This window comes from Streptomyces sp. AC602_WCS936 (assembly GCF_019049125.1).
Classification (GTDB): domain Bacteria; phylum Actinomycetota; class Actinomycetes; order Streptomycetales; family Streptomycetaceae; genus Streptomyces.
In genome coordinates this window covers 225,495-249,136 of record NZ_JAGMUF010000090.1, presented here as the reverse complement: position 1 = coordinate 249,136, position 23,642 = coordinate 225,495, and the positions used below count along the sequence as shown (strand labels likewise).

Genomic DNA, 23,642 nt, shown 5'->3' with positions numbered 1-23,642 from the left:
ACCGTCGGTACGGTGCCGCCGCGCCGGGGGGCGCGTGCCCCGATAGCGTCGCCGTCATGAGCGTGACTTGGGAAGAGCTGGGGTGGGAGCGGCTGGCCCCGGGCGTCGGGCGGTGCCGTCTGCCGGTGTGGGACTGCACGGCGGGGCTGGTCGTCGGCGCGGGCGCCGCGCTGCTCGTGGACGCCGGGTCGAGCCTCGGTGAGGGCGCCCGGTTGCGCGCGGCGGCGCAGGCGCTGGCCGGTCACCGTGTGACGCATCTCGCGCTGACCCATCCGCACTTCGACCACGTCTTCGGCGCGGCGGCGTTCGCGGGCGTGGAGGTGTACGGGGCGGTGGGCACCGGCGCGGTGTTCGCTCGGGGCGGACACGGGCGGGAGGCGCTGCGCGCGGACGCGGAGGCGGAGGGGCTGGAGGCGCGGTCGGCTCAGGAGGCGGCCGACGCGCTGGTCGGCGTCCGGCACGAGGTGTGCGGCGAGTGGACGCTCGACCTGGGCGGCGGCCGGCAGGTCCTGCTGGCGAACGTGGGCCCGGGGCACACCGGCCACGACCTCGCGGTGCTGGTGCCGGGCGAGGTGGAGGTCGTCTTCTGCGGCGACCTGGTCGAGGAGTCCGGCGAGCCGCAGGCGGGCCCCGACGCCGCACCGTCCCACTGGCCGGCCGCGCTGGACCGGCTGCTGGAGCTGGGCGGCGAGGACGCGCGGTACGTGCCGGGTCACGGCGCGGTGGTGGACGCGGCGTTCGTGCGGGCCCAACGGGACGCGCTGGCCGCCGGTTTCGGCGTGTCGCGCTGATCATGGGGCCTGGATTCCTCGTATCGTCGGCAGAATGCGCCAGTACTCCGCCGACCTGACCCCTCCGTGGAAGAAGCCGCAGCCGGTACCGGAGGTTCCGGCCGACCCCGGTCTGGTGGTCGAGGAGCCCGGCACCGGGTTCTGCGGCGCGGTGATCGCCTGCGAGGCCGGCACGGTGACCCTGGAGGACCGCTTCGGCAAGCACCGGGTCTTCCCGATGGAGCCGCGCGGCTTCCTGCTGGAGGGGCGGGTGGTGACGCTGGTGCGTCCGTCGCCGTCCTCGGGTCCGGTGCGGCCCTCCCGTACGGCGTCGGGTTCGGTGGCGGTCCCGGGGGCCCGCGCGCGGGTGGCGCGCGCCGGGCGCATCTACGTCGAGGGGCGGCACGACGCCGAGCTGGTCGAGAAGGTCTGGGGCGACGACCTGCGCATCGAGGGCGTGGTGGTGGAGTACCTGGAGGGCGTCGACGACCTGCCCTCGATCGTCGCCGACTTCGCGCCGGGCCCGGACGCGCGGCTGGGGGTGCTGGTGGACCACCTGGTGCCGGGGTCGAAGGAGTCACGCATCGCTCAGGCGGTGACGAGCGAGCACGCGCTGGTCGTCGGCCACCCGTACATCGACATCTGGGAGGCGGTGAAGCCGTCGTCGCTGGGGATCGAGGGCTGGCCCCGGGTGCCGCGAGGTCAGGACTGGAAGACGGGGGTGTGCCGGGCGCTGGGGTGGCCGTCCGACAACACCGGGGCGGTGTGGCAGGCGATTCTGGCGCGGGTGGGGTCGTACAAGGACCTGGAGCCGGAGCTGCTGGGGCGGGTGGAAGAGTTGATCGACTTCGTTACGGATAGCGGTGGGGCTTGACGCCGGTGAAGGTGCCGAAACCACTGGTGTCCAACTCGATTCCCAGGACGTCCAGCGCCACTGGTTCACCGAACTTCGCGATGTGCTGCGTCCGGTAGTTGGCTTCGTCCCCCTTTCCATCGGGATCAGTCAACAGGACGCACTGCGCCATGATCGGATCAACGATGAGGTAGGCAGGGACTTCACCAGCGGCGTAGATCGAGCGCTTCACGCCATAGTCCCGGTGAACACTGGTCTTGGAAACGACCTCGGCAACCATGGTGATCAGCGGGGAGGGGAGCAGCCGGCCCGCCTGGGGCAAGGCATCAGGCGCCACGACAACCAGGTCTGGCACCGGCACGCTGGCCTCGTCCAGGATGTCGATGTCCTGCGTCTGGAGTCCGTACCAGCGTTCGAGAGGGACCTGCCTGCTCATCAGCAGAACGATGATGTTGTGCACCAGATCAGGACTGGCCATCATCACGATTTCCCCCCGAAGAAGCTCAGCTGTGAGGCCCTCCGGAGGTTCGAAATCCTCGAGGAACTTGGCCATCCCGTACTCGTCCACAGCGGTCATCTCCGTGGCCCTCCACATCCGCCGCGTCCTTTTGGCGGCAGCCTACGAACCAGACTAGGGACCGAACTCCCGATCCGCACCGATTCACTCCCCCCGAGTGATCAGTCCACCAGGTCCCGCACCACCGCGTCCGCCAGGAGCCGCCCCCGCAGGGTCAGCACGGCTCGGCCGTCCTCGTACGGTCCCGCCTGCAACAGCCCCTCCGACAGCGCCCGCCGCGACGCCGCGAGCCCCGCCTCCCGCAGCAGGGACAGCGGGACGCCCTCCCGCAGCCGCAGCTCCAGCAGGATCCTCTCCACCCGCCGGTCCTCGTCCGTCAGGACCTCGCGTCCGGCACCCGGCGACTTCCCCGCCGCCAGTGCGCCCGCGTACGCCCCCGGATGCTTCACGTTCCACCACCGCACGCCCCCCACATGGGAGTGGGCTCCCGGCCCCGCGCCCCACCAGTCGGCGCCCCGCCAGTACAGCTCGTTGTGCAGGCAGCGTCCGGCGTCGGAGGTGGCCCAGTTGGACACCTCGTACCAGTCGAAGCCCGCCGCGGCGAGGGTCTCCTCGGCGATCAGGTAGCGGTCGGCGTGGACGTCGTCGTCGGTCATGGGGACCTCGCCGCGCCGGATGCGGCGGGCGAGCTGGGTGCCCTCCTCGACGATCAGGGCGTACGCGGAGACGTGGTCGGGCCCGGCGCCGAGCGCGGCGTCCAGGGAAGCGCGCCAGTCGTCGTCGGTCTCGCCGGGGGTGCCGTAGATCAGGTCGAGGTTGACGTGGTCGAAGCCGGCGGCGCGGGCCTCGGCGACGCACGCCTCGGGGCGGCCGGGGGTGTGGGTGCGGTCCAGGACCTTCAGGACGTGCTGCCTGGCGCTCTGCATGCCGAAGGAGATCCGGTTGAAGCCGCCCTCGCGGAGGGTGGCGAGGTAGGCCGGGTCGACGGACTCCGGGTTGGCCTCCGTCGTGATCTCCGCGTCCGGTGCGAGGCCGAACTCGTCGCGGATCGCGTGCAGCATCCGTACCAGGTCCCCGGCGGCCAGCAGGGTCGGCGTACCGCCGCCGACGAAGACCGTGCGGACCTCGCGGGGGTCGTCGCCGAGCACCTTGCGGGCGAGGCGGATCTCGTCGGTCAGCGTCTCGGCGTAGTTGTCGCGGGAGGCGAGGACGCCGCCGGTGCCGCGCAGCTCGGTCGCGGTGTAGGTGTTGAAGTCGCAGTAGCCGCAGCGGGTCGCGCAGTACGGGACGTGCAGGTAGAAGCCGAAGGGGCGGTCGGCGGCGCCGGCGAGCGCGGACGCCGGGAGGGCACCGTCGGCGGGGACGGGCTCGCCGTCGGGGAGTGCGGAGGGCATGCGTTCCATTGTCCCGTACGGCGGCTGTTGCTCGGTTGCCCGCCTTGCTCGGCCGCTCGCCTACTCGGCCTGGAGGACCAGCAGCGCCAGGTCGTCCTCCGGGGGCCTGGCCCCGAACTCGTGGACCAGCCGCCTGATCCGCTCCGCGACCAGCCCGGCCTCCAGGCCCGCGCACCCGGCGAGGGCCGTGGCGAGCCCGTCCCCGTCGTCGAACTGGCGGGAGCCGCTGCGCCGCTCGGTGACCCCGTCCGTGACGCAGAGGAGGGTGTCGCCGGAGCACAGCTCGAAGGTCTCGCTCGTGTACGTGGCGTCCTCGACGACGCCGAGCAGGGTCTGCGGCTCGGCGACCGTGCGGACGACGCCGTCGGGGCCGAGGAGGAGGGGCAGCGGATGCCCGGCGGAGGCGAGGGTGCAGCGGACGCCGCCGTCGTGGGGGACCAGTTCGCCGTAGAGCAGGGACAGGAAACGGGTCTGCGGTCCGTCGCCCGGGGCAACCGGTGGGCCGCCCGCGGCGACCAGGGCGCGGGCGGCGGCGTCGGCGGCCTCGGTGGCGTCGTCGAGGAGGAGCTGGTTGAGGCGGTCCAGGACGTCGGGGACGCCGTACTCCTCGCGGGCCAGCAGCCGCAGCCAGGGCCGGGCGAGCCCGATGACGACGGCCGCCTCGGGACCCTTGCCCTGGACGTCGCCGAGGGCGAAGCACCAGCGGCCGTCGCCGGCCGGGAAGAGGTCGTAGAAGTCGCCGCTGGGGCCGCCCTTGTCGCACGGTTCGTGGACGAGGGCGCTGCGCACGCCGGGGATCTCGGCGACGGCGCCGGGCAGCAGGCCGCGCTGGAGGACGGCGCTGATGGTGGCCTGGCGGGCGTACTGGCGGGCGGCGCCGATGGCGAGCGCGACGCGGCGGCTGAGGTCCTCCACGAGGCCGGTGATCTCGTCGGGGAAGCCTGCGGGGCCGGCCCGTCCGATGACCAGGGTGCCGAGCGGCCGGCCCCCGGCGACCAAGCGGTAGGCGAGCGCGGCTCCGTGGGTGCCGTCCGGGCCGAGCGCCTCGCCGGGCCAGGGGTGGGCGAGGGGGCCGGAGCGCCACGGGTCGCGGGGGCGGGGCGGGTCCTTCTCCAGGGCGCGGCGCAGTTCCTCGATGTGGCTCTCGCTGCCGTGCCAGACGCGGGCCAGCCGCGCGCCCACGACCGCGCCGGGAGCGTCGCTCCAGGCTCCCCGGCCCAGGGACTCGTCCTCCAGCCACACCGCGCACCAGTCGGCGAGCCGCGGCACGATCAGCTGGCCGGTGAGGGAGGCGACCAGGTCCTCGTCGAGCTGCCCGGCCAGCAGGTCGGAGGCCTCGGCGAGGAAGGACAGGGCGCCACGGCCCAGCCACTCGCGGTCACGGACACCGCGCCGGCCCGCTCCGGCCTCCCGCCGCGGTGGCAGCCCAGCCGGGGACCCGGTGGACCGCGGGTCGCGTTCCTCCGCGTACGCCTCGACCCGTCCGGCGGTCCGCACCGCGTCCGCCGCCTCCGCGGCCTCCGCCGCCTCGGCACCCGCGGCCCGCAACCGCGCCCAGACCGTCTTGGTGCCCGGCCGGTAGGTGATGCCCCAGGCCTCCGCGAGCGCGGCGACGAGGCGCAGGCCCCGGCCGTACTCGGGGGTCTCGTGCGGTGCCTCCTGGTCACCGCTCCTCGGTGCCCGGGAAGGGTGGTGGTCGGTGGCCTCGACGACGAGGGTGCCCGTCTCCTCCAGCCGGCAGACCACCTCGACGTCGGTGCCGGCGTGCACGACGGCGTTGGTGACCAGTTCGCTGACGGCCACCAGGGCGTCGGCGGCCAGGTGCTCGGTCAGCTGTTCCGTGCCGGGCAGGCCCAGCGCGGACCAGTCGGCCAGCGCGGCCCGCACCATCTCGCGGGCCGCGCCCGGCGCGAGGGAGCTGCCGAGCAGGGTCACGTGCGCCCGCGCGCACTCCTGGACGGACACGCCGGCAGGGTGCGCGGGCGCCCCTGTGGCGCGGGAGACGGTCTCCCGTTGCGTCGGAATGGCCCCCATGGACGGCTCCCCGGGCAGTGCGTGCGCATACTTCGCAGTCAGTGCCGACAGAGTGACAGACCGGCCCCGTCCATAAGCGCGGAGTTACCGAAGTGGGCCGCCATGGGTGAGATCCGTGGTAGGCGAATGCTCGAAGACGGTCGGAAACCGGTCAGTTCCGGGCATTCGCCGTACGGATCACGACGCTCGCCCGCGCTACGCCTCGCGCGAGCCCTCGTACATCTCCTCGATCAGGTGCTTGTACTCCCGCTCCACGACCGGCCGCTTCAGCTTCAGGCTCGGCGTGATCTCGCCGTGCTCGACGTCGAGGTCGCGGGGCAGCAGGCGGAACTTCTTGATGGTCTGCCAGCGCTGGAGGCCCTCGTTGAGCTGCTTGACGTAGCCGTCGACCATCTCGACGGTGACGGGCGCCGCGACGATCTCCGCGTACGGCTTGCCCTCCAGGCCGTTCTCCTTCGCCCACTCGGCGATGGCGATCTCGTCGAGGGCGATGAGCGCGGTGCAGAAGTTCCGGTCGGCGCCGTGGACGAGGATGTTGGAGACGTAGGGGCAGACCGCCTTGAACTGTCCCTCCACCTCGGCGGGCGCGATGTACTTGCCGCCCGACGTCTTGATCAGGTCCTTCTTGCGGTCTGTGATGCGCAGGTAGCCGTCGGGCGAGAGTTCGCCGATGTCGCCGGTGTGGAACCAGCCGTCGGACTCCAGGACCTCGGCGGTCTTCTCGGGCAGCTTGTGGTAGCCCTCCATGATGCCGGGGCCGCGCAGCAGGATCTCGCCGTCGTCGGCGATGCGCACCTCGGTGCCGGGCAGCGGCTTGCCGACGGTGCCGGTGCGGTAGGCCTCGCCCGGGTTCACGAAGGACGCGGCGGAGGACTCGGTGAGGCCGTAGCCCTCCAGGATGTGGATGCCGGCGCCGGCGAAGAAGTAGCCGATCTCCGGGGCGAGCGCGGCCGACCCGGACACGCAGGCGCGCAGGTTGCCGCCGAAGGCCTCGCGGATCTTGGCGTAGACGAGCTTGTCGGCGACGGCGTGCTTGGTGCGCAGGCCGGTGGGGGCGCTCGCGGTGCCGGTGCGCTTGAAGTTGTCCTGGGTGACCTTGGCGTACTCGCGGGCGACCCCGGCCGCCCACTGGAAGATCTTGTACTTGGCCCCGCCGCCCGCGCGGGCCTTGGCGGCGACGCCGTTGTAGACCTTCTCGAAGATGCGGGGCACGGCCGCCATGTAGGTCGGCTGGACCACCGGCAGATTCTCGATGATCTTGTCGACGCGGCCGTCGACGGCGGTGACGTGGCCGACCTCGATCTGGCCGGAGGTGAGCACCTTGCCGAAGACGTGCGCGAGCGGCAGCCAGAGGTACTGCACGTCGTCGCCGGTGCACAGGCCGGTCGCCGCGATCGCCTTCGCCATGTACGACCAGTTGTCGTGCGGGAGGCGGACGCCCTTGGGCTTGCCGGTGGTGCCGGAGGTGTAGATGAGGGTGGCGAGCTGATCCTTGGTGAGCGCGCCGACCCGCTTCCTGACCAGCTCCGGGTCCTGCTCCAGGCGGGCGGCGCCCCGGCGCTCCAGCTCGTCGAGGGTGAGGACCCAGTCCTCCGAGGTGTCGGCGCCGGCCGCGTCGACGACCACTACGTGGGTGAGCTCGGGCAGCTCGGCCCGCTTCTCCCTCGCCTTGGCCAGCTGGGCGGCGTCCTCCGCGATCAGCACCCGGCTCTCGGAGTCGGAGAGGATGTACGCCGACTCCTCCGCGTTGGTCTGCGGGTAGACGGTGGTCGTCGCGGCGCCGGCGCACATGATGCCGAGGTCGGCCAGGATCCACTCGATGCGGGTGGAGGAGGCCAGGCCCACGCGCTGCTCGGGCTGCACGCCGAGTTCGATGAGGCCGGCCGCGATCGCGTAGACCCGCTCGGCCGCCTGCGCCCAGGTCAGCGACTTCCAGTCGTCCGGGCCGTCACCCGACGCGGACGGCACCGGGTAGCGGTACGCCTCGGCGTCCGGCGTGGCCGCCACCCGCTCCAGGAAGAGCCCCGCCACGGAGGGCGGACGGTTCTCGATCAGTGTCTGTGTGTCGCTCACGACATCCTCCGTGGGCCCGCGACGGTGCGGCTTGCTCAGGTGCGGCTGGATTCACTCTCGGGCGGTGGCCGGGCAGGGGGTCGGACGGTTGCCCGGTCACTTGCTATCACTTGTTTAACTCACGAGTAACTACGGGGCAGGCATCAGAGTAAAGGGCGAGTGGCCTCGGCGTAAGAGTCCGCGCCCTGTCACTTCCTACAGATGCGCGCCCGTGACATGCGAAGGGACCCGCCGCACTTTCGTACGACGGGCCCCTTCGCGTCCGTCTCGCCCGACTCGGCGTGCGACGCGTGCGACGCGTGCGGCGTGTGCGGCCTGGCGGCTACTTCTTGCCCTTGCCCGACCCCGCGCTGTCGTCGCTCGACAGCACCGCGATGAAGGCCTCCTGCGGAACCTCCACGGAGCCCACCATCTTCATCCGCTTCTTGCCTTCCTTCTGCTTCTCCAGCAGCTTCCGCTTACGCGAGATGTCACCGCCGTAGCACTTGGCGAGGACGTCCTTGCGGATGGCGCGGATGGTCTCGCGGGCGATCACCCGGGAGCCGATGGCGGCCTGGATGGGCACCTCGAAGGCCTGGCGCGGGATCAGCTCGCGCAGCTTGGCGACGAGCCGCACGCCGTACGCGTACGCCGCGTCCTTGTGGGTGATCGCCGAGAAGGCGTCCACCTTGTCGCCGTGCAGCAGGATGTCGACCTTGACCAGGCTGGAGGTCTGCTCGCCGGTGGGCTCGTAGTCCAGGGAGGCGTAGCCGCGGGTCTTGGACTTCAGCTGGTCGAAGAAGTCGAAGACGATCTCCGCGAGCGGGAGGGTGTAGCGGATCTCCACCCGGTCCTCGGAGAGGTAGTCCATGCCGAGCAGGGTGCCGCGCCGGGTCTGGCACAGCTCCATGATGGCGCCGATGAACTCGGTCGGCGCCAGGATCGTGGCGCGCACGACCGGCTCGTAGACCTCGTTGATCTTGCCCTCGGGGAACTCGCTCGGGTTGGTGACCTCGACCTCGGTGCCGTCCTCCATGACCACGCGGTAGACCACGTTGGGCGCGGTGGCGATCAGGTCGAGGCCGAACTCGCGCTCGAGGCGCTCGCGGATCACGTCGAGGTGGAGCAGGCCGAGGAAGCCGACGCGGAAGCCGAAGCCGAGGGCGGCGGAGGTCTCCGGCTCGTAGACCAGCGCGGCGTCGTTGAGCTGGAGCTTGTCCAGGGCCTCGCGCAGCAGCGGGTAGTCGGAGCCGTCCAGCGGGTACAGGCCGGAGAAGACCATGGGCCTGGGGTCCTTGTAGCCGCCGAGCGGCTCCTCGGCGCCCTTGTGCTGGCTGGTGACGGTGTCGCCGACCTTGGACTGGCGGACGTCCTTCACGCCGGTGATCAGGTAGCCCACCTCGCCGACGCCGAGACCGTCGGCGGCCAGCATCTCCGGCGAGTTGGTGCCGATCTCCAGCAGCTCGTGGGTGGCGCCGGTGGACATCATGCGGATGCGCTCGCGCTTGTTGAGCTGGCCGTCGATGACACGGACGTACGTCACGACACCGCGGTAGGAGTCGTAGACCGAGTCGAAGATCATCGCGCGGGCGGGGGCATCCTTGACGCCGACCGGCGCGGGGACCTCGGCGACGACCTTGTCCAGCAGCGCGTCGACGCCGAGGCCGGTCTTGGCGGAGACCTTGAGCACGTCGTCGGGGTCGCAGCCGACCAGGTTGGCGAGCTCCTCGGAGAACTTCTCGGGCTGCGCGGCCGGCAGGTCGATCTTGTTCAGCACGGGGATGATCGTGAGGTCGTTCTCCATCGCCAGGTAGAGGTTGGCGAGGGTCTGGGCCTCGATGCCCTGGGCGGCGTCGACGAGGAGGATGGTGCCCTCGCAGGCGGCCAGCGACCGCGAGACCTCGTAGGTGAAGTCGACGTGCCCCGGGGTGTCGATCATGTTGAGGATGTGCGTGTTGCCCTCGTCGTGGGACGGGGCCCACGGCAGTCGCACCGCCTGGGACTTGATCGTGATGCCGCGCTCGCGCTCGATGTCCATGCGGTCGAGGTACTGGGCGCGCATCTGCCGCTGCTCGACCACACCGGTCAGCTGGAGCATCCGGTCGGCGAGCGTGGACTTGCCGTGGTCGATGTGCGCGATGATGCAGAAATTGCGGATCAGCGCCGGGTCGGTACGGCTCGGCTCGGGCACATGGCTGGGGATCGCGGGCACGCAGGGTCCTGATTCTTGAGGCGTCCGCAGTGTCTGCGGTCTCGGGTCGGATCGATACGTAGCTTCCATCGTCCCACGGGTGGGGCGCCGGGAGGGGTTCGGGAGGGGTAGAGGGCGGGTTTGGGCGGGCCGAGTGGCCGCTGGTAGTGTGGGGGGCTGTGTCTCATGCCCTCTCAGCGCGAGGCACTCCTTCAAGAAATCACCGGCACGGGACCCTCGCGGCCTCGTGCCTGAACCTGCAAAGGCTCATTCGTGGCGAACATCAAGTCCCAGATCAAGCGGAACAAGACCAACGAGAAGGCCCGGCTGCGCAACAAGGCCGTCAAGTCCTCTCTGAAGACCGCGATCCGCAAGGCTCGTGAGGCCGCTGCCGCGGGCGACGTCGAGAAGGCCACCGAGTACCAGCGCGTTGCCTCGCGCGAGCTCGACAAGGCCGTCTCCAAGGGCGTCATCCACAAGAACCAGGCCGCCAACAAGAAGTCGGCCCTGGCCCAGAAGGTCGGCGCCCTCAAGGGCTGAACCCCTTATCTGGTCTGATCGCCGGAAGGACCCAGGGCGGGCCCTCTCTCATCCGCCCCCGTCCGGCACCCAGGATCCATGCGCGGCCTGCGTTCGCCACGCGGGCATGGATCCGCGAGCTTGTTCCAAAGGCCCCGGTGGCCGTCCTTCCCCAGGACGTGCGCCGGGGCCTTCGGTGTGAGCGGCTGTCCGACCCGGGTTACGCGCGTCCGTCCGGCCCGGGTTACGCCCGTCCCCGGGAACGCGCCGCACGCGCGACGGTCACCACGCACTTCTCCAGGGCGTACTCGGGGTCGTCCCCGCTGCCCTTCACCCCCGCGTCCGCCTCGGCCACCGCGCGCAGGGCCACCGAGACGCCGTCCGGGGTCCAGCCGCGCATCTGCTGCCGGACGCGGTCGATCTTCCACGGCGGCATGCCCAGCTCGCGGGCGAGGTCGGCGGGGCGGCCGCCGCGGGCGGAGGAGAGCTTGCCGATGGCCCGCACGCCCTGGGCGAGCGCGCTGGTGATCAGTACCGGCGCCACTCCGGTCGCCAGGGACCAGCGCAGCGCCTCCAGGGCCTCCGCCGCCCGTCCCTCGACCGCCCGGTCGGCGACCGTGAAGCTGGAGGCCTCGGCCCGCCCGGTGTAGTACCGCCCGACGACGGCCTCGTCGATCGTGCCCTCGATGTCGGCGGTCAGCTGGGACACCGCCGAGGCCAGCTCCCGCAGGTCGCTGCCGATCGCGTCGACCAGCGCCTGGCACGCCTCGGGGGTGGCGGACCGTCCGGCGGTGCGGAACTCCGCCCGCACGAAGGCCAGCCGGTCGGCGGGCTTGGTCATCTTGGCGCACGCCACCTCGCGGGCGCCCGCCTTGCGCGCGGCGTCCAGCAGGCCCTTGCCCTTGGCGCCGCCCGCGTGCAGCAGGACGAGGGTGATCTCCTCGGCGGGCGCGCCGAGGTAGGCCTTGACGTCCTTGACCGTGTCGGCGGACAGGTCCTGCGCATTGCGTACGACGACGACCTTGCGCTCGGCGAAGAGCGAGGGGCTGGTGAGCTCGGCGAGCGTGCCGGGCTGCAGCTGGTCGGGGGTCAGGTCGCGTACGTCCGTGTCGGCGTCGGCGGCCTTCGCGGCGGCCACCACCTCCTGCACGGCACGGTCGAGCAGGAGGTCCTCCTGGCCCACGGCAAGGGTCACCGGGGCGAGAGGGTCGTCATTCGCAGTCTTCCTGGCCATCGCGACAAGCATCGCACGCGCCACTGACAGCGGCGGCGTGCCCTACGGCTCCTCGCGCCAGCCTTCCCACTCCCCCGCGAACGCGTCCAGCTCGGCGGGGTCCAGGGCCTCACGCTCGTCCCGCAGGACGACGAGCCACTGGGCGTCCTCGGCGTCGTCCTCGCCGGCCAACGCGTCCCTCAGGATCCGCGGTTCCTCGTCGATCCCGAACCGCTCCCCGAGCTCCTGGGCGAGCTCCTGGGCGGCGTCGCGGTCGGGCAGCACCAGCACATGTCTCACGTCACTCACGGGTGCCATTGTCGGTCAGCCCTTGGGCACGATCTGCACGTCGAGGTCGATGCGGATGCTGGGCCCGACGACGGCGATGCCGCGCGCCAGCATCGTCTGCCAGCTGACCGTGAAGTCGTCGCGGTGCAGCTCGGTGGTGGCGCGGCAGGCCGCCCGCGTCTCGCCCTCCATGCCGTTGCCGAGGCCGAGGTACTCGGCGTCCAGCGTGACCGTGCGCGTCACGCCGTGCAGCGACAGCGCGCCGGTCACGGCCCAGCGGTTGCCGCCGCGGTGCGTGAACCTGTCGCCGTAGAACTCCAGCGTCGGATACCGCTGCACGTCCAGGAAGTCCGCGGACCGCAGGTGGTCGTCGCGCATCTTCACGTTGGTGTCGATGGACGCCGCGTCCATCACCACGTGCATCGCCGACCGCTCCATGTCCTCGGCGATCCGCACCGCGCCGGCGAACGCGTTGAAGCGGCCGTGGATGCGGGCCAGACCGATGTGCCGCGCGGTGAACGCGATCGAGGAGTGCGTCGGCTCGATCTCCCAGTCGCCCGGCGCGGGCAGCTGCGGGGGCTGGGCCACCTGAAGCGTCACGTCACCGAGCGACGCCAGCGCGTCCTCGGTGACCGTCACGGACGCCCGGTAAGGCGTGTAGCCCTCGGCGGACACGGCGAGCCGGTACTCCCCCGCGGGCACCGTCGCCACGAACGACCCGAAGGGGTCCGTCCCACCGCCGACCACCTTGCGCCCCATGGTGTCGCTGACCGCGAACTCCGCGTTCACGACCGGCTCGTTGACGGGGTCGAGGACCCGGCAGCTGAGCACCCCCGCGTTCGGCGGCGTTCGCACCGCGGCCAGGGGTCCCGTCCGTTGCATCCGCTTCGTACGGTTTCCCAGCAAGCGGCCGATCATCTGCGACACCCTCTGTGTGACATGGAAAGAATTGGTTGACGAAGAAACATTCGATCACCATTGGGGCTTTCGAGGCAACACGGGGTCACATCGCGGGAAAGCGGCGCATGTGCTGCGGGTACGCACGAGTAGCCCGTGTTGCCCGGTTTCAGCGCTCCCGGCGGGTTTCCTCACGAGCGGGCCCGGCGGGCCCGGCGGGCACCCGGTCGAGGCGGATCCCGAAGAGGTCCCGGTAGGCCCTCAGCACCTCCTCGTCCGTCGCCACCTCACACACCTCCCGTCCCCCGTCGGCGGCGGTCGTCGTGAGCCTGCGCCCGCTGAGCGTGACCCGGCCTCCGTCCTCCGTGAGCCGGGAGCACACCGGGGACTGGAGGAAATGCGACCGGGGCGAGGTGCTGTGCCACCACGCACCGGCCACGAAGTCGCCGAGCACCCTCGGGCGCGGCTCCAGCCGGTACACGGGCTTCCCGTCGCACAGCACGTCCAGGTCGGCCGCGCGGACCGCGTCGTGCCCGCCGCGCACCCCGGCCGCGTCCGGCCCCGCCGCCACGATCCGGAAGGTCCCCCCGGGGTCCTCCTGCTCGCCCCGCTCCCCGAACTCCAGCGGACCGTGACTGTGCGCCCCGAACCCGACGTCCGCCAGCCAGTCGCCCCCGTCCACCGTCCGCACCAGCAGCGCCATGTGGTCGTACGGGATCCCGAGCGCGCCGCCGTCCCCGTACACCCGCGCCGCGAGCAGCGTGACCTCGTACCCGAGCGCGGACAGCAGCGCGGCGAAGAGCCCGTTGAGTTCGTAACAGAACCCGCCCCGCCGCGCGCCCACGATCTTCTCCAGCAGCCGCGCCTCCTCCAGAACGATCCCCTCGCCCAGGTGGACGGACAGGTTCTCGAACGGCACCGTCCGCAGATGGCGCTGGTGCAGCTCGCGCAGGGCGCCGAGGGTGGGCCGGGCCGGAGCGTCGGCTCCGAGCCGGCGGAGGTAGGCGTCGACCTGTGATGTCTCCATGCCCTCAGTCTCCTGGAGCGTGACCGGACGGAACCGGCGAGGCGGGACCAGGCGTCGATCGGTGCACAAGATCGCTGATGGACGTGGAGGAGCGTGTGATGACCGGCACAGCCACCCGGTATCTCTGTCTGGCCCGGCACGGCGAGGCGTCGTCCGAGGAGAGCGGGCTGACGGAGAACGGCCGCCGGCAAGCCACGCTGCTCGGCCGGCGTCTCCGGGACCTCCCCCTGACGGCCGTTCACCACGGTCCGCTGCCCCGCGCCGAACAGACCGCACGTCTCATCGGTGACCAGCTGGAGAACGTTCCTCTCCACGTCTCGGAAGTCGCCGGTGACTACGTTCCCCACGTGCCGGACAGGGACGAGCTCCCGGTGGAATCGGCGGACTTCTTCCTCCGTTTCCTCGCCGGTGCCACCGAGGAGGAGCGGGAGCACGGACCCGCGCTGGCCCGCCGGGCGCTGGACATGTTCACCGGGCCGGTGGACGGTGAACAGGACCGCTACGAACTGGTCGTCACCCACAACTTCCTGATCGCCTGGCTCGTACGGGACGCCATGCACGCGCCGCCGTGGCGCTGGCTCGGCCTGAACCACTGCAACGCCGCACTCACGGTCATCCGGTACGCACCCGGCCGGCCCGCCTCCGTCCTCACCACCAACGACATGCGCCACCTGCCCACCGAGCTGCGCTGGACCGGATTTCCTCCCGAGGTGCACGTCTGAGGGTGCCCGTGGCGCGTGACGCTGTCCGGCAGCCGCCCATGCCTCAGTCACCCGCCACCCGCAGCGTCTCTCCGGTGCCGGTGACCGCCAGCGCCCCGTCCCGGTCCGTACGCAGCACCATCGCGCCGCGCGAGCGCAACGCGGCGACGGTGGCCGACGCCGGGTGGCCGTAGGTGTTGTCCTCGCCGCAGCTGATGAGCGCCAGCCGTGGGGCCACCTTCCGTATGAGGCCGGGGTCCTGGTGCGCGGAGCCGTGATGGGCGACCTTCAACACGTCGACCTCCTTCAGGGCCGCGGCGGCCGGTGAGCTCGCCAGGGCCTGCTGGGCCGGGGGCTCCAGGTCCCCGAGGAGCAGCAGGCGCAGGCCCGCTGTCCGCACCAGGAGGGTGACGCTGGCGTCGTTGGCTCCTTCCGTGCTCGGTGGTGGCGGCAGCGTGGGCGAGCCCGGCGCCGCGGCAGCCGGTGGTGTGCTCGGGGGTGGCCACACCACCTCCCAGGACAGCGGGCCGGTCCGCCGTCGTTCCCCGGCGGTGGCGTGCCGCAGGGGGATCTGTCTGGCCGCCGCCTGTCTGCGCACGAACTCCGCCTGGTCGGCGGGCTCTTCCAGGGCCGTCGTCTCGATCGCGCCCACCGAGCGTCCCCGCAGGACCCCGGGCAGTCCCGCCACGTGGTCGGCGTGGAAGTGGGTCAGCACCACGAGTGGGACGCGGGTGATGCCGAGTGAGCGCAGGCAGTGGTCGACCAGTGCCGGGTCGGGTCCGGCGTCCACGACGACGGCCGTGTCGTCGCCCGCCGCGAGGACCAGGGCGTCGCCCTGACCGACGTCGCACATCACCATCCGCCAGCCCGGTGGGGGCCACCCGGCGATCACCCGGGTCAGCGGTGGCGGCTGCACCACCGCCAGCACCAGCACCACCGCGCAGACACCGCACCACCAGGGGTGCTTGAGCAGCCGTCGGCCGAGGAACAGCGCCGCCACCGTGACGAGGGCGAGCAGCGCCGCGCCCGGCCAGCTGCCCGGCCAGTCCACTCCCGCGCCGGGCAGCGCGGCGCCGGTGCGGGCGATCCCCGCGATCCACTCGGTCGGCCAGCCCCCGCACCAGGCCAGCGCCTTGGCCAACGGCATCGCCAGTGGTGCCGTCGCCAGCGCCGCGAAGCCCAGCACCGTGGCCGGCGCCACCGCGAACTCCGCGAGCAGGTTGCACGGGACCGCGACCAGACTCATCCGCGCCGACAGCACGGCGACGACCGGCGCGCACACGGCCTGCGCCGCGCCCGCGGCGGCCAGTGCCTCGGCGAGCCGGGGCGGGACGCCGCGTCGGCGCAGTGCCGCGCTCCAGCGCGGGGCGAGGGTGAGCAGGGCGCCGGTGGCCAGCACGGAGAGCAGGAAGCCGTAACTGCGGGCCAGCCACGGGTCGTACAGCACCAGCAGCAGGACCGCCGTCGCCAGCGCCGGGAGCAGGGACCTGCGGCGTCCGGTGGCCAGGGCGAGCAGGGCGACGGTTCCGCAGGCGGCGGCACGCAGCACGCTCGGGTCGGGGCGGCAGACGATGACGAAGGCCAGAGCGAGCATCCCGCCGAGCAGCGCGGTCGTCCGCAGGGGGATGCCGAGGCGTGGCGCCAGTCCCCGGCGTTCGCTGCGCTGGGCCAGGCTGGGCGGGCCGAGCAGCAGCGCCAGCACGATGGTGAAGTTGGCTCCGGACACGGCCAGCGTGTGCGCGAGGTCGGTCTCCTTGAACGCCTCCTCCAGTTCGGGTGTGATGCGTGAGGTGTCACCGACGACCAGCCCCGGAAGCAGGGCTCGCGCGTCCGTCGACAGGCCGTCGGTGGCCTCCCGCAGACCGGCCCGCAGTCGTCCCGCGAGTCGCTGCGCGTCCGACGGACCGGCGACCACCTCGGGTGCCTTGCCCTCGCCGCGTACCCGCAGCACGGCGGCGATGCGGTCGCCGCGCGTCCTCGGCGGTGCCGTGCGGGCGGTGACGCGGAGCCGCGTGGTGGGCAGGAGGTCCAGCCATCGGGCGGTGTCGGCGCCTGCCTTGTCCGACTCGTCGCTCCCGTCCACGTCGACGAGCATCAGCACCGGCGTCCGCGTCCGGACCTCCCTTCCGCCGGTCTCGGTCACCCGTCGTACCTCGCCCTCGATCAGCACGGTGGGCGGCACGGCACGGTTCCCCCGGATTCTGGGCCGGGTGAGGCGGGGGTCGGCGGTGAGCTCGACCTCCGCGGTGACCGTGGCGTACTGCCGGGCCAGCGCCGGTACGGGCCCGCGTCGCAGGTCGGCGCCGTGCAGCGCGGCCGAGGCCGCGGAGGCGGCGACGCAGAGGAGGAGGGCGGCGACCGAGGCGCGGGACCGCCCTCGTGCGGGCCCGCGTTTCCGTGTCCTCAGCAGCAGGACGGCGGCCACCGCCAGACCGACCGCCACCACGCCCACGGCCCACCCGGCCGACGCGTCCAGCAGCAGCGCCGCCGTGCCCCAGGCGGCGAGCGCGGGCGGGACCAGCCGCAGGTCCGCGGGGCCCTCCTGCCGGGGGTGAGCCGCACCGAGCCGGTGCCCGGAGGCGGCGTGCACGGGGGCGCGCGGAGGTGCCGTGCCGTCGGCAGAGGCCCCAGCCCCCTGCGGGGCCGGGCGCCCGGTGGCGGTGCCACCGACGGCGCTCGCCTGCGCGTCGTCCGACCCGTTGCTCATGGCCGCACGAGGTCCCGTACTCATGGCCGCACGAGATTCCGCAGGTCGGCGAAGCGGCGGTCGCCCACATGGACACCCCGACCTCCTGGCCGGGTGCACCCTGGACCTACAGAACCCGCGAAGAAGTGATCGACATGACCATCCGCGCTATCGCCCACCACCTCGGACTACCCGTCCGGCGCGACCCACAGCAGGCGGCAAAGATCATCGAGGAACTTCGCCCGGTGCTGAACGAGGTTCCTCAAGGCGACCGACGGGATTGGGCCACCGCCGAGATGACCAGGATGGTGCTCACCGAGCGCCACTGGCACCGGCCCTATCTCCGGGGCTAATCAGGCGGACCGTGGTCTTCGTCGCGGCGATGCCGGTGCTCTGCCACGAGGGTCCCCACCAAGGACAGTCCTGCGATGACGGCGCCAACAATCGACGCCACCGCATCGGCACTAGCGAGCCCTGAAGTCAGCAGTACCGATACGACAGCCGTGCCGGTAGTGGCGATGAGCCCAACGTAGGCGAACACTCGCATGCGGTCACGACGTCCGTGCGAGTCACGCATATACCTTCACCCCGGCCACGACGGACGACAGCAACACGATCAACCCGATGGCATCGGCACACACCACGTAAGGCCAGCCCCTGACGCGGCCCGAGCCGTCATAGCAGATCATTCGGACACCGAACGGCATGAAGGTCATGCCGACGAACTGAACCCCCAGCGCGATGAAGACCGTGCTCGACGCGATGGGCTTGTGATCCAGGCTGGCCGCGATAAGAGCGCCGCAGAGTGCAACCGCTGCTGTCACGGTCCAATCGATCCAAAAGACCGCATCATCGAGTGTAAGCGCGTGCTTCTTACCCGGCGGGGGCTCACGAGAGACCAACTTGAGCCAGGTCTGAAGCACCGCCACAACGAACGCTAGCCCCAGCGTCAGTAGCCAGGCCAACTTCATCCCCCAAAGTACGAACTGACGAGCAGACATCATGACATCCGCCGTCGTGCCGCTGCACCTGCCAGGAGAAGTTACTCAATGCTGGAGCCCCGCATGGCCTCCGCGATCTTCTCGGCGACCTCGGCGCGCACCATGCCCAGGTGGACGTACGGCTTGCCATTGTGGGTGACCATCGGTCTCACGCTGCCCCAGACGCGCTCAGGCAGGCCGAGAGCGGCAAGGGCCGCCCGGATGGCCTCCGCCGCGTCCGTGGCCTGCTTGCGGCCGTCGCGGTACGTCTGCATGTCCATCGTCATCAGTGAGCCCCCGAGGCGTGGGCGCGGACATTCGTGGCGTGCTTGGCGGCCTGCTGGATGTCGCCAAGTCCCTCGGCCGCCTTCAGGTGCTGCCACTCGGACTGGCACGTCGTGCAGTCCCGGACCGGGGCGCAGTCCAGTAGCCACGCATTGAAGCCGACCGGCAGCTCTACCGGTGATTCTTGCGTCGTCTTGTGACGGACCATGGATGCGCTCCCCGGCTGATCGATGGGCTATCCATGCTGCGCCGTAGTGGCAATTCTCCCTAGCCGCTTTCCTGTTGTTGCAAGAGATCGTCTCTGATGTCGGCTGCCAAGGCCCGCATGTCGTCGCCGTGCAGTGCCCCCTCCGCGAAGCCGTCGAACTTGGCGACGTACAAGGCCACGTCACGCGGGTCCGTGACGACGATTTCCGCGTGCACGGTCTCAACGGTGACCGCCCGGTCGTCCCTGACGACGAACGCATGGTTGGGGATGTCGTGTTGCCGACCGGCCAGGGGGACTACCCGTACGTCGATGTTGGGCAGACGCGACAGGGAGATAAGCCGGTCCAACTGGCCGGCCATGACGAACGGCGGCACGATAAGCCATCGCAGCACGGGCTCGGTGACCACGAACCTGAACGTCTTGCCCGTCTCATACAAAACCTCTTGCCGTTCAAGCCTCGCGCTCACCGTCTCCCTAACCACGGCCTCGCTCAGGTCCTCATGCCGGGACAGGATCGCTCGCATGTACTCGGGAGTCTGAAGCAGGCCGGGTACGAGAGAGGGCTGGAAGAGACGCAGGAGGGTCATCCGGGCCTCTACGGCCTTGAGCTGCCTCTGTGCCTTGTGGAGCCCCGCGCGCTGGATGAGGCGCCATGCTGTGGCCTCTGTAGCGACGGCACGGGCGACGTCCATGTACTCGGCCTTGACGTCGTCCGAGACACCGATGGCGGTCAGAAGGCGTTCAACATCGTCCGCGCTGGGAGCGAGCTTGCCTGTCTCGATCTTGCTGAGCTTGCTGGCAGACATGACAGCGCTGCGGGCTACCGCCTTGGCCTCCTTGCCGGACGCCTGTCGCAGTACCCGCAGCGCTGAACCAAGCTCGGAACGGTTCACTCGGCGTGCTTGGCCCACCAGTCCGCGAACGGCTCGGCGTGCGCGAGGGCCGTGTCCCGGTAGTCGACGAACTCGGCGGCGCGTTCGTCAGGCAGTACGTCGGCCCGGAGGAACTTGCCGTCATCGGTGTAATCCATGGGGGCGGCCGTGGTCGAGTCGAAGAGCCAGAAGTCGCCCACTTCCGACGGCAGCGGGCTCGGCCGGTCGGTCACGTCCAAGATGAAGAACTCTTCACCTGCCGTGGCGTTCGTGGCGTACCCCCAACCCAGCTCGAACCGCAGATACGGCGTGAGGGGGCGGGCAAGCACGTGCACCCGGTACACACGACGCCCCGAGCCGACGTGCGTCCGGATCTCGTCGAGCCAATCGGCGTTGTAGTCACCGGGCATGTCCTGACCGTCGACGAACGCCCGGTACGCGTCCACGCTGCCCGAGCGACTGTAGTCGTCCAGGGTCTCCAGCCGGAACGCCTCGCGCTGGAAGGTGTCGAAGAGATCGCCCAGAGTCCTAGGCGCCGGGCTGGTCACCGAACGCCTTCCGAATCAGGTCCATCGGGATCTCGACGAGGGTCTCGTGCGCCGGGATGTTCAGCCCGTGATCCGTCGGCGTCTCGCCCTGCACCAGGATCGTGCCCCGGTCCGTCTGGTAGACGGTCGGGCAGTCCTTCTTGTCGCATGTCGTCGCCAGCATGGTCACCTTCACTACCGGTCCCCTTCCCGTGGCCGCCGATGTCTCGTCTGATCGTTCCGTCGGGTGAGCCGCTGGGGCAAGGGGTACGAGTTTCCAGAACGGGAAAGCGGCGACTCCCCGGCGCCGGGATCACCTGCCCTGCTGCCGCTTCTTGTCCTCCCTGTCGTAGGCGCACATCCGGCACAGGCCCTTGTCGGCCCACTTCGGAGGCTCGCCGTAGCGGTCGATACGGCCGCCGCACTCATCACATCGTCGTGCCCCCTCAGCCTTGCCACTCATTACCATCACCTCACTGACCTGCAATTTTACGCTTGCTGGGAAATTCTTTAGCGGGGAGAAATGCGGTGGGGTATGGGGGTCGACCGGCTGACCTGCGATTACGTCGACACCTCTCCCCCCCTCGCCGGGCGACCGGCGACCGCGACCGACCGGCGACCGGCGACCGGCGACGGCCGACACTCCAACCCAACACGGCCCGGACTCCAGCACGCCGGACCTCCACCAACACAACAAGCGCGACTCCAACGCGAGGGCAGGCTCGACAGGGGACACCGGTCGCCCGCCTGGCGCCGACGGCGACAGCGACAGCGACAGCGACAGCGACAGCGACAGCGACACCATCGCGCGACACGATCAACGCCATGCAGGTGGCACACTGCTGAGCCATGAGCGAGGGGTGGGTGGCGGTAGTCAGTGCTGCGGCTGGCCTGGTCGGAGCGGCACTGGGTGCGATCGGCGGGTACTTCAGCGGTCGGGCTCAGGCACGTGGCACGGTCGAGGGCGTACAGCTCCAGCTCTCGGGGCAACAGGCCGAGGCACTCTGGCAGGCTGAGATCGATGCTTGTGCTCAGTTCGTAGATGCTTGCAATCGTGCGTTGTTCAAGTTGGGACAGTTGCTTGGCGTTGCAGGATTGGATCACGAGCAGGAGCAACAGCTAAGCGTTTATGGCATTGGTTCACGTGATCAGCTTCTGAGGGAACTACGAGATCTTCAGGACGAGTGCACGTTGCGAGAGGTGACGTTGCTGCTGCGCATGCCAACGACCGAAGCGGAGAGTGCCAGAGCCGTTGGCCATGCACTGACCTTGGCTGCCAACGGTCTGCACCTGTGGTGCGCAGCACGTGCAGGGCAGACCGAGGATGAGCCAGATCGGCGTCGGGACGCTCACCAGGGGATCGTCACGTACAGGCAGGTACTGAAGCAGTTCACGATCACGGCTCAGCAGCGCTTCGCACAACCGCACGGCGCTGCTGTGGAGACACGACAGCGATCTCTGTTCAGGCGTCGGGCCTGACGGCAGCAGGCTCGACGCCGAACATCCACATCACGCGGACAGTCGCAGGACCAGTCCGCGCAGATAGGTGGCACGCTCCCCAGGACTGAGGCGCTTCCCGGGGAGAGCGAACCGCACACCGACCGACGTGGAAGCGTAGGCCGGGTTGAGAACCGGCCCGGCCTCATACAGCTCGACAGCCTGGATGGTCCGGAGCATCTCCTCGCCCCTGTAGAGCCTGTCGATGGCGCGCTCGGCATCCACCGTGCGCCCAGCTTCGTCCGTCCACTCCTCGGCCGTGACCCGGAAAGCGAAAGACATGCCGGAAATGGCCCCGGCGGCGATGGCTTCGCGGACGGCTTCGGCGGAGTCGGAGGTGAAGAGACGGGCCTCGACGTACAGCCCGTGTGCGTCCTCCCGCGCGACCGTCATCGCACCGATCGGCAGCGTCCCCACCTTCGGATCACGCCCATGGTTGTACTGGATCTTGGGCGTCCGCTGAGCGAGGCTTGCGGCGAAGGCCCGGGGAGCGACCTGCTCCCGGAACACGACGCCCATCTCCCTGATGAGCGTCGGGGTGTTCCATACGGCGGCGTATCCCGCGAGGGTGCGCCCGTCGCCGGCACGGTCAGTGACCTTGTCGGCGAGGCGCTCCTCGACACCCCCCGCGTGGAAGCGTGCTGTCATGACGTCCCCCTACGCCGTGGTCGCGACGTTCAGGACGCGGGCAGCGTTGGCGATGACCACGCCCGCGCCGGTCCGGCTCCACAGGAGCAGACCGCGCTCACCCGTCGGGCGGCGGTTGGCGCCGACCAGGTGTGGCACCAGCTCCACGGTCGATCCGGCGAAGTCCACGATCGTGTAGGCCCGCTTGATGTCGCCGTAGATCAGCACTGGGTTGTCGCTGGTCTGGGCCGCGTTGATGTCGGCGGTGGACCGCATGTTGGACCACTCGTGAACCGGCTTGCGCAGGAGCGCGGGGTTGGCGTCACCGATGCTGGGGTAGCGGGGTGCGCCGTTCGCGGTCTCCGCCTCGCTGATCTTGTTGATGGTGGCCAGGTCCATCAGCCAGATCGCGCTCCGCTGGAAGCGAGGCGGCAGGGCGTTCTGGACGCTGTACACGTCCACGCTGGCGTTGAAGGTCTCCGCCACTGCCGGGGACAGCTCCGAGGCGGTGCCGTCCAGGCCCGTCCACAGACCCTGCGGGGCGCTGGTGCCGTTGCCGTTCAAGAAGGCCTCGTTCGAGAGCTGGTCGTAGCCGTCCACCAGGAGCCGCGTCAGGTCGGCGATCGCGCCCCCGAACGAGGCGGTCTCATACTCGAAGCTGAACGGCACGAACGAGGTCGACTTGAAACTCTTGATGGTCGGCGACGCCAGGGTGGGGCTGTTGTCCGGCACCTCCACCGATTCCGCGGTCCACTGGTTGGTGACGTGCGCGGAGGTCACCGGCTTGAACTCGTGCCCGATCTCCTGCCGCACCTCGGCAAGCTGCCGGATGGGGGATATCGAGCCGTCGCTAGAGATGCGGATGGCAGGATCGATCACGGTCGGCACCTGAAAGCCGCCTGTGGAGCCGGTGCCCACCTGCATGGCCCGCATCTCGGCCCTGACGGCCTCGACTCGCCGGTAGGCGTCTGCCTCCTGCGGGGTCCACAGCAGGTGGCCTCGTTCCCCACTGAGGGCCTTGAAGAAGGCGCTGAGGTAGTCCGGGCTCGATCCAGCCGCAGCCCAGCGCGCGGCGAGGCTGCCGTTCTCCCGCGCACCCATGAGGGCCTCGACCCGCTCGGCTGCGGCAGCGGGCATCGTGCCGTCGCTGACGGCCCTGTCGATGTGCCGCATGGCGACGTCACGGGTCTCTCCACCCTGCATCCGCTGGCGATCACTGATACGACCGGGGTCGGAGCCCCGTTCGGTGGCCATCTCGCCAGACAGCACCCGGCGCTTGAGCTCGGCGTCGCGGGCCTCGGCCGCCTCCAGGTAGCTCGTGATCCTCGTCCATTCCGCCGTCTCAGCGGAGTCGAGGTCGCGCCCTTCAGCGTTGGCGTGGATCTCCTTGAGGGCGGCGCGGGCCGCCGGGATGCTCCGGCACGGGTCGTCGTCGCGGTCTCGGTCCTTGGGAATTCGAGTCATGGTTTTGTTGCTCCTTCGTGAAAGGCGCAGCCTAATTTCG

General features: G+C 70.6%; 24 protein-coding genes. 6 read left to right on the top strand and 18 right to left on the bottom strand.

From position 1 onward, the window contains the following. The first annotated feature begins 56 nt into the window (after nt 1–56). Together KUM03_RS26455 and KUM03_RS26450 are read left to right on the top strand one after the other, a co-directional pair. Entirely contained in the window at nt 57–791 is a 735-nt protein-coding gene (locus KUM03_RS26455) for an MBL fold metallo-hydrolase (protein ID WP_217251963.1), read from the top strand. Nucleotides 792–825: 34 nt separating this feature from the next. Then, nucleotides 826–1,644 (top strand): DUF3097 domain-containing protein, encoded by an 819-nt coding sequence (locus KUM03_RS26450; protein ID WP_217251961.1) that lies wholly within the window; start codon nt 826–828, stop codon nt 1,642–1,644. Here the strand turns inward: KUM03_RS26450 and KUM03_RS26445 are convergent. The 5 genes from KUM03_RS26445 to lepA form a co-directional block, all read right to left on the bottom strand. Then, on the bottom strand, nt 1,622–2,200 hold the full coding sequence (locus tag KUM03_RS26445; RefSeq protein ID WP_254399887.1) for a Uma2 family endonuclease: 579 nt from the start codon (nt 2,198–2,200) through the stop codon (nt 1,622–1,624). The genes KUM03_RS26450 and KUM03_RS26445 overlap by 23 nt on opposite strands. Before the next feature lie 101 nt (nt 2,201–2,301). Continuing rightward, the gene (gene hemW, locus KUM03_RS26440) at nt 2,302–3,534 is read right to left on the bottom strand and encodes a radical SAM family heme chaperone HemW (protein ID WP_217251956.1); all 1,233 of its coding nucleotides are present in this window, start codon (nt 3,532–3,534) and stop codon (nt 2,302–2,304) included. Nucleotides 3,535–3,594: 60 nt separating this feature from the next. Continuing rightward, entirely contained in the window at nt 3,595–5,568 is a 1,974-nt protein-coding gene (locus KUM03_RS26435) for a SpoIIE family protein phosphatase (RefSeq protein ID WP_217251953.1), read from the bottom strand. 195 nt (nt 5,569–5,763) lie between these two features. Next, nucleotides 5,764–7,641 (bottom strand): long-chain fatty acid--CoA ligase, encoded by a 1,878-nt coding sequence (locus KUM03_RS26430; RefSeq protein ID WP_217251951.1) that lies wholly within the window; start codon nt 7,639–7,641, stop codon nt 5,764–5,766. Between the two features lie 322 nt (nt 7,642–7,963). Continuing rightward, the gene (gene lepA / locus KUM03_RS26425; protein ID WP_217251949.1) at nt 7,964–9,832 is read right to left on the bottom strand and encodes a translation elongation factor 4; all 1,869 of its coding nucleotides are present in this window, start codon (nt 9,830–9,832) and stop codon (nt 7,964–7,966) included. Between the two features lie 252 nt (nt 9,833–10,084). On the opposite strand from lepA, the gene rpsT reads away from it, so the two are divergent. Further along, nucleotides 10,085–10,351: a 30S ribosomal protein S20 gene (gene rpsT, locus KUM03_RS26420; RefSeq protein WP_073722968.1), complete on the top strand. Its 267-nt coding sequence runs from the start codon at nt 10,085–10,087 to the stop codon at nt 10,349–10,351. A gap of 223 nt (nt 10,352–10,574) precedes the next feature. On the opposite strand, the gene holA is transcribed toward rpsT, so the two are convergent. The 4 genes from holA to KUM03_RS26400 form a co-directional block, all read right to left on the bottom strand. Beyond that, complete coding sequence (gene holA / locus KUM03_RS26415; RefSeq protein ID WP_217251947.1) at nt 10,575–11,564, bottom strand: DNA polymerase III subunit delta; 990 nt, start codon at nt 11,562–11,564, stop codon at nt 10,575–10,577. Nucleotides 11,565–11,606: 42 nt separating this feature from the next. Then, nucleotides 11,607–11,852, bottom strand: coding sequence for a hypothetical protein (locus KUM03_RS26410; protein WP_217251944.1), 246 nt, complete (start codon nt 11,850–11,852; stop codon nt 11,607–11,609). Nucleotides 11,853–11,867: 15 nt separating this feature from the next. After that, nucleotides 11,868–12,749 (bottom strand): YceI family protein, encoded by an 882-nt coding sequence (locus KUM03_RS26405; protein ID WP_217251942.1) that lies wholly within the window; start codon nt 12,747–12,749, stop codon nt 11,868–11,870. Between the two features lie 148 nt (nt 12,750–12,897). Next, nucleotides 12,898–13,755, bottom strand: a complete 858-nt coding sequence (locus KUM03_RS26400) for an arylamine N-acetyltransferase (protein WP_217251939.1) — start codon at nt 13,753–13,755, stop codon at nt 12,898–12,900. Nucleotides 13,756–13,853: 98 nt separating this feature from the next. On the opposite strand from KUM03_RS26400, the gene KUM03_RS26395 reads away from it, so the two are divergent. Further along, nucleotides 13,854–14,477, top strand: coding sequence for a histidine phosphatase family protein (locus KUM03_RS26395; RefSeq protein WP_217251936.1), 624 nt, complete (start codon nt 13,854–13,856; stop codon nt 14,475–14,477). Nucleotides 14,478–14,520: 43 nt separating this feature from the next. Here KUM03_RS26395 and KUM03_RS26390 read toward each other — a convergent pair whose 3' ends face one another. Further along, complete coding sequence (locus KUM03_RS26390; RefSeq protein WP_217251933.1) at nt 14,521–17,163, bottom strand: ComEC/Rec2 family competence protein; 2,643 nt, start codon at nt 17,161–17,163, stop codon at nt 14,521–14,523. A gap of 68 nt (nt 17,164–17,231) precedes the next feature. On the opposite strand from KUM03_RS26390, the gene KUM03_RS26385 reads away from it, so the two are divergent. After that, nucleotides 17,232–17,495, top strand: a complete 264-nt coding sequence (locus KUM03_RS26385) for a hypothetical protein (protein ID WP_254399885.1) — start codon at nt 17,232–17,234, stop codon at nt 17,493–17,495. Between the two features lie 216 nt (nt 17,496–17,711). On the opposite strand, the gene KUM03_RS26380 is transcribed toward KUM03_RS26385, so the two are convergent. The 6 genes from KUM03_RS26380 to KUM03_RS26355 all read right to left on the bottom strand — a co-directional run bounded on the left by KUM03_RS26380 (nt 17,712) and on the right by KUM03_RS26355 (nt 20,477). Next, complete coding sequence (locus KUM03_RS26380; protein WP_217251931.1) at nt 17,712–18,113, bottom strand: hypothetical protein; 402 nt, start codon at nt 18,111–18,113, stop codon at nt 17,712–17,714. Nucleotides 18,114–18,184: 71 nt separating this feature from the next. Further along, nucleotides 18,185–18,403 (bottom strand): hypothetical protein, encoded by a 219-nt coding sequence (locus tag KUM03_RS26375; protein ID WP_217251929.1) that lies wholly within the window; start codon nt 18,401–18,403, stop codon nt 18,185–18,187. 271 nt (nt 18,404–18,674) lie between these two features. Further along, a complete protein-coding gene (locus tag KUM03_RS26370; protein ID WP_217251926.1) occupies nt 18,675–19,508 on the bottom strand; it encodes a helix-turn-helix transcriptional regulator in 834 nt (277 codons plus the stop codon). Further along, nucleotides 19,505–20,035: a DUF6879 family protein gene (locus tag KUM03_RS26365; protein WP_217251924.1), complete on the bottom strand. Its 531-nt coding sequence runs from the start codon at nt 20,033–20,035 to the stop codon at nt 19,505–19,507. Before KUM03_RS26365 ends, KUM03_RS26370 begins: the two co-directional genes overlap by 4 nt. Continuing rightward, nucleotides 20,016–20,210: a hypothetical protein gene (locus KUM03_RS26360; RefSeq protein WP_217251922.1), complete on the bottom strand. Its 195-nt coding sequence runs from the start codon at nt 20,208–20,210 to the stop codon at nt 20,016–20,018. Before KUM03_RS26360 ends, KUM03_RS26365 begins: the two co-directional genes overlap by 20 nt. Nucleotides 20,211–20,327: 117 nt before the next feature. Beyond that, nucleotides 20,328–20,477 (bottom strand): hypothetical protein, encoded by a 150-nt coding sequence (locus KUM03_RS26355; RefSeq protein ID WP_217251920.1) that lies wholly within the window; start codon nt 20,475–20,477, stop codon nt 20,328–20,330. 386 nt (nt 20,478–20,863) lie between these two features. Between KUM03_RS26355 and KUM03_RS26350 the strand changes: the two genes are divergently transcribed. Continuing rightward, nucleotides 20,864–21,493: a hypothetical protein gene (locus KUM03_RS26350; protein WP_217251918.1), complete on the top strand. Its 630-nt coding sequence runs from the start codon at nt 20,864–20,866 to the stop codon at nt 21,491–21,493. Between the two features lie 30 nt (nt 21,494–21,523). Here the strand turns inward: KUM03_RS26350 and KUM03_RS26345 are convergent, their stop codons facing one another. Both KUM03_RS26345 and KUM03_RS26340 read right to left on the bottom strand, forming a co-directional pair. Beyond that, nucleotides 21,524–22,159, bottom strand: a complete 636-nt coding sequence (locus KUM03_RS26345; RefSeq protein ID WP_217251915.1) for an HK97 family phage prohead protease — start codon at nt 22,157–22,159, stop codon at nt 21,524–21,526. A 9-nt stretch (nt 22,160–22,168) separates the two neighbouring features. Further along, on the bottom strand, nt 22,169–23,602 hold the full coding sequence (locus KUM03_RS26340) for a phage major capsid protein (RefSeq protein WP_217251912.1): 1,434 nt from the start codon (nt 23,600–23,602) through the stop codon (nt 22,169–22,171). Between the last annotated feature and the right edge of the window lie 40 nt (nt 23,603–23,642).

Bases quoted from the DNA above. Each gene is read 5' to 3' on its own strand.
- KUM03_RS26400 (WP_217251939.1), bottom strand. From the start codon at position 13,755: ATGGAGACATCACAGGTCGACGCCTACCTCCGCCGGCTCGGAGCCGAC.
- KUM03_RS26390 (WP_217251933.1), bottom strand. From the start codon at position 17,163: ATGAGCAACGGGTCGGACGACGCGCAGGCGAGCGCCGTCGGTGGCACC.
- KUM03_RS26355 (WP_217251920.1), bottom strand. From the start codon at position 20,477: ATGAGTGGCAAGGCTGAGGGGGCACGACGATGTGATGAGTGCGGCGGC.
- KUM03_RS26450 (WP_217251961.1), top strand. From the start codon at position 826: ATGCGCCAGTACTCCGCCGACCTGACCCCTCCGTGGAAGAAGCCGCAG.
- KUM03_RS26455 (WP_217251963.1), top strand. From the start codon at position 57: ATGAGCGTGACTTGGGAAGAGCTGGGGTGGGAGCGGCTGGCCCCGGGC.
- hemW (WP_217251956.1), bottom strand. From the start codon at position 3,534: ATGCCCTCCGCACTCCCCGACGGCGAGCCCGTCCCCGCCGACGGTGCC.
- holA (WP_217251947.1), bottom strand. From the start codon at position 11,564: ATGGCCAGGAAGACTGCGAATGACGACCCTCTCGCCCCGGTGACCCTT.
- KUM03_RS26405 (WP_217251942.1), bottom strand. From the start codon at position 12,749: ATGATCGGCCGCTTGCTGGGAAACCGTACGAAGCGGATGCAACGGACG.
- KUM03_RS26395 (WP_217251936.1), top strand. From the start codon at position 13,854: ATGACCGGCACAGCCACCCGGTATCTCTGTCTGGCCCGGCACGGCGAG.
- KUM03_RS26445 (WP_254399887.1), bottom strand. From the start codon at position 2,200: ATGACCGCTGTGGACGAGTACGGGATGGCCAAGTTCCTCGAGGATTTC.
- KUM03_RS26435 (WP_217251953.1), bottom strand. From the start codon at position 5,568: ATGGGGGCCATTCCGACGCAACGGGAGACCGTCTCCCGCGCCACAGGG.
- KUM03_RS26340 (WP_217251912.1), bottom strand. From the start codon at position 23,602: ATGACTCGAATTCCCAAGGACCGAGACCGCGACGACGACCCGTGCCGG.
- KUM03_RS26345 (WP_217251915.1), bottom strand. From the start codon at position 22,159: ATGACAGCACGCTTCCACGCGGGGGGTGTCGAGGAGCGCCTCGCCGAC.
- KUM03_RS26350 (WP_217251918.1), top strand. From the start codon at position 20,864: ATGAGCGAGGGGTGGGTGGCGGTAGTCAGTGCTGCGGCTGGCCTGGTC.
- KUM03_RS26375 (WP_217251929.1), bottom strand. From the start codon at position 18,403: ATGGACATGCAGACGTACCGCGACGGCCGCAAGCAGGCCACGGACGCG.
- KUM03_RS26380 (WP_217251931.1), bottom strand. From the start codon at position 18,113: ATGAAGTTGGCCTGGCTACTGACGCTGGGGCTAGCGTTCGTTGTGGCG.
- KUM03_RS26385 (WP_254399885.1), top strand. From the start codon at position 17,232: ATGGACACCCCGACCTCCTGGCCGGGTGCACCCTGGACCTACAGAACC.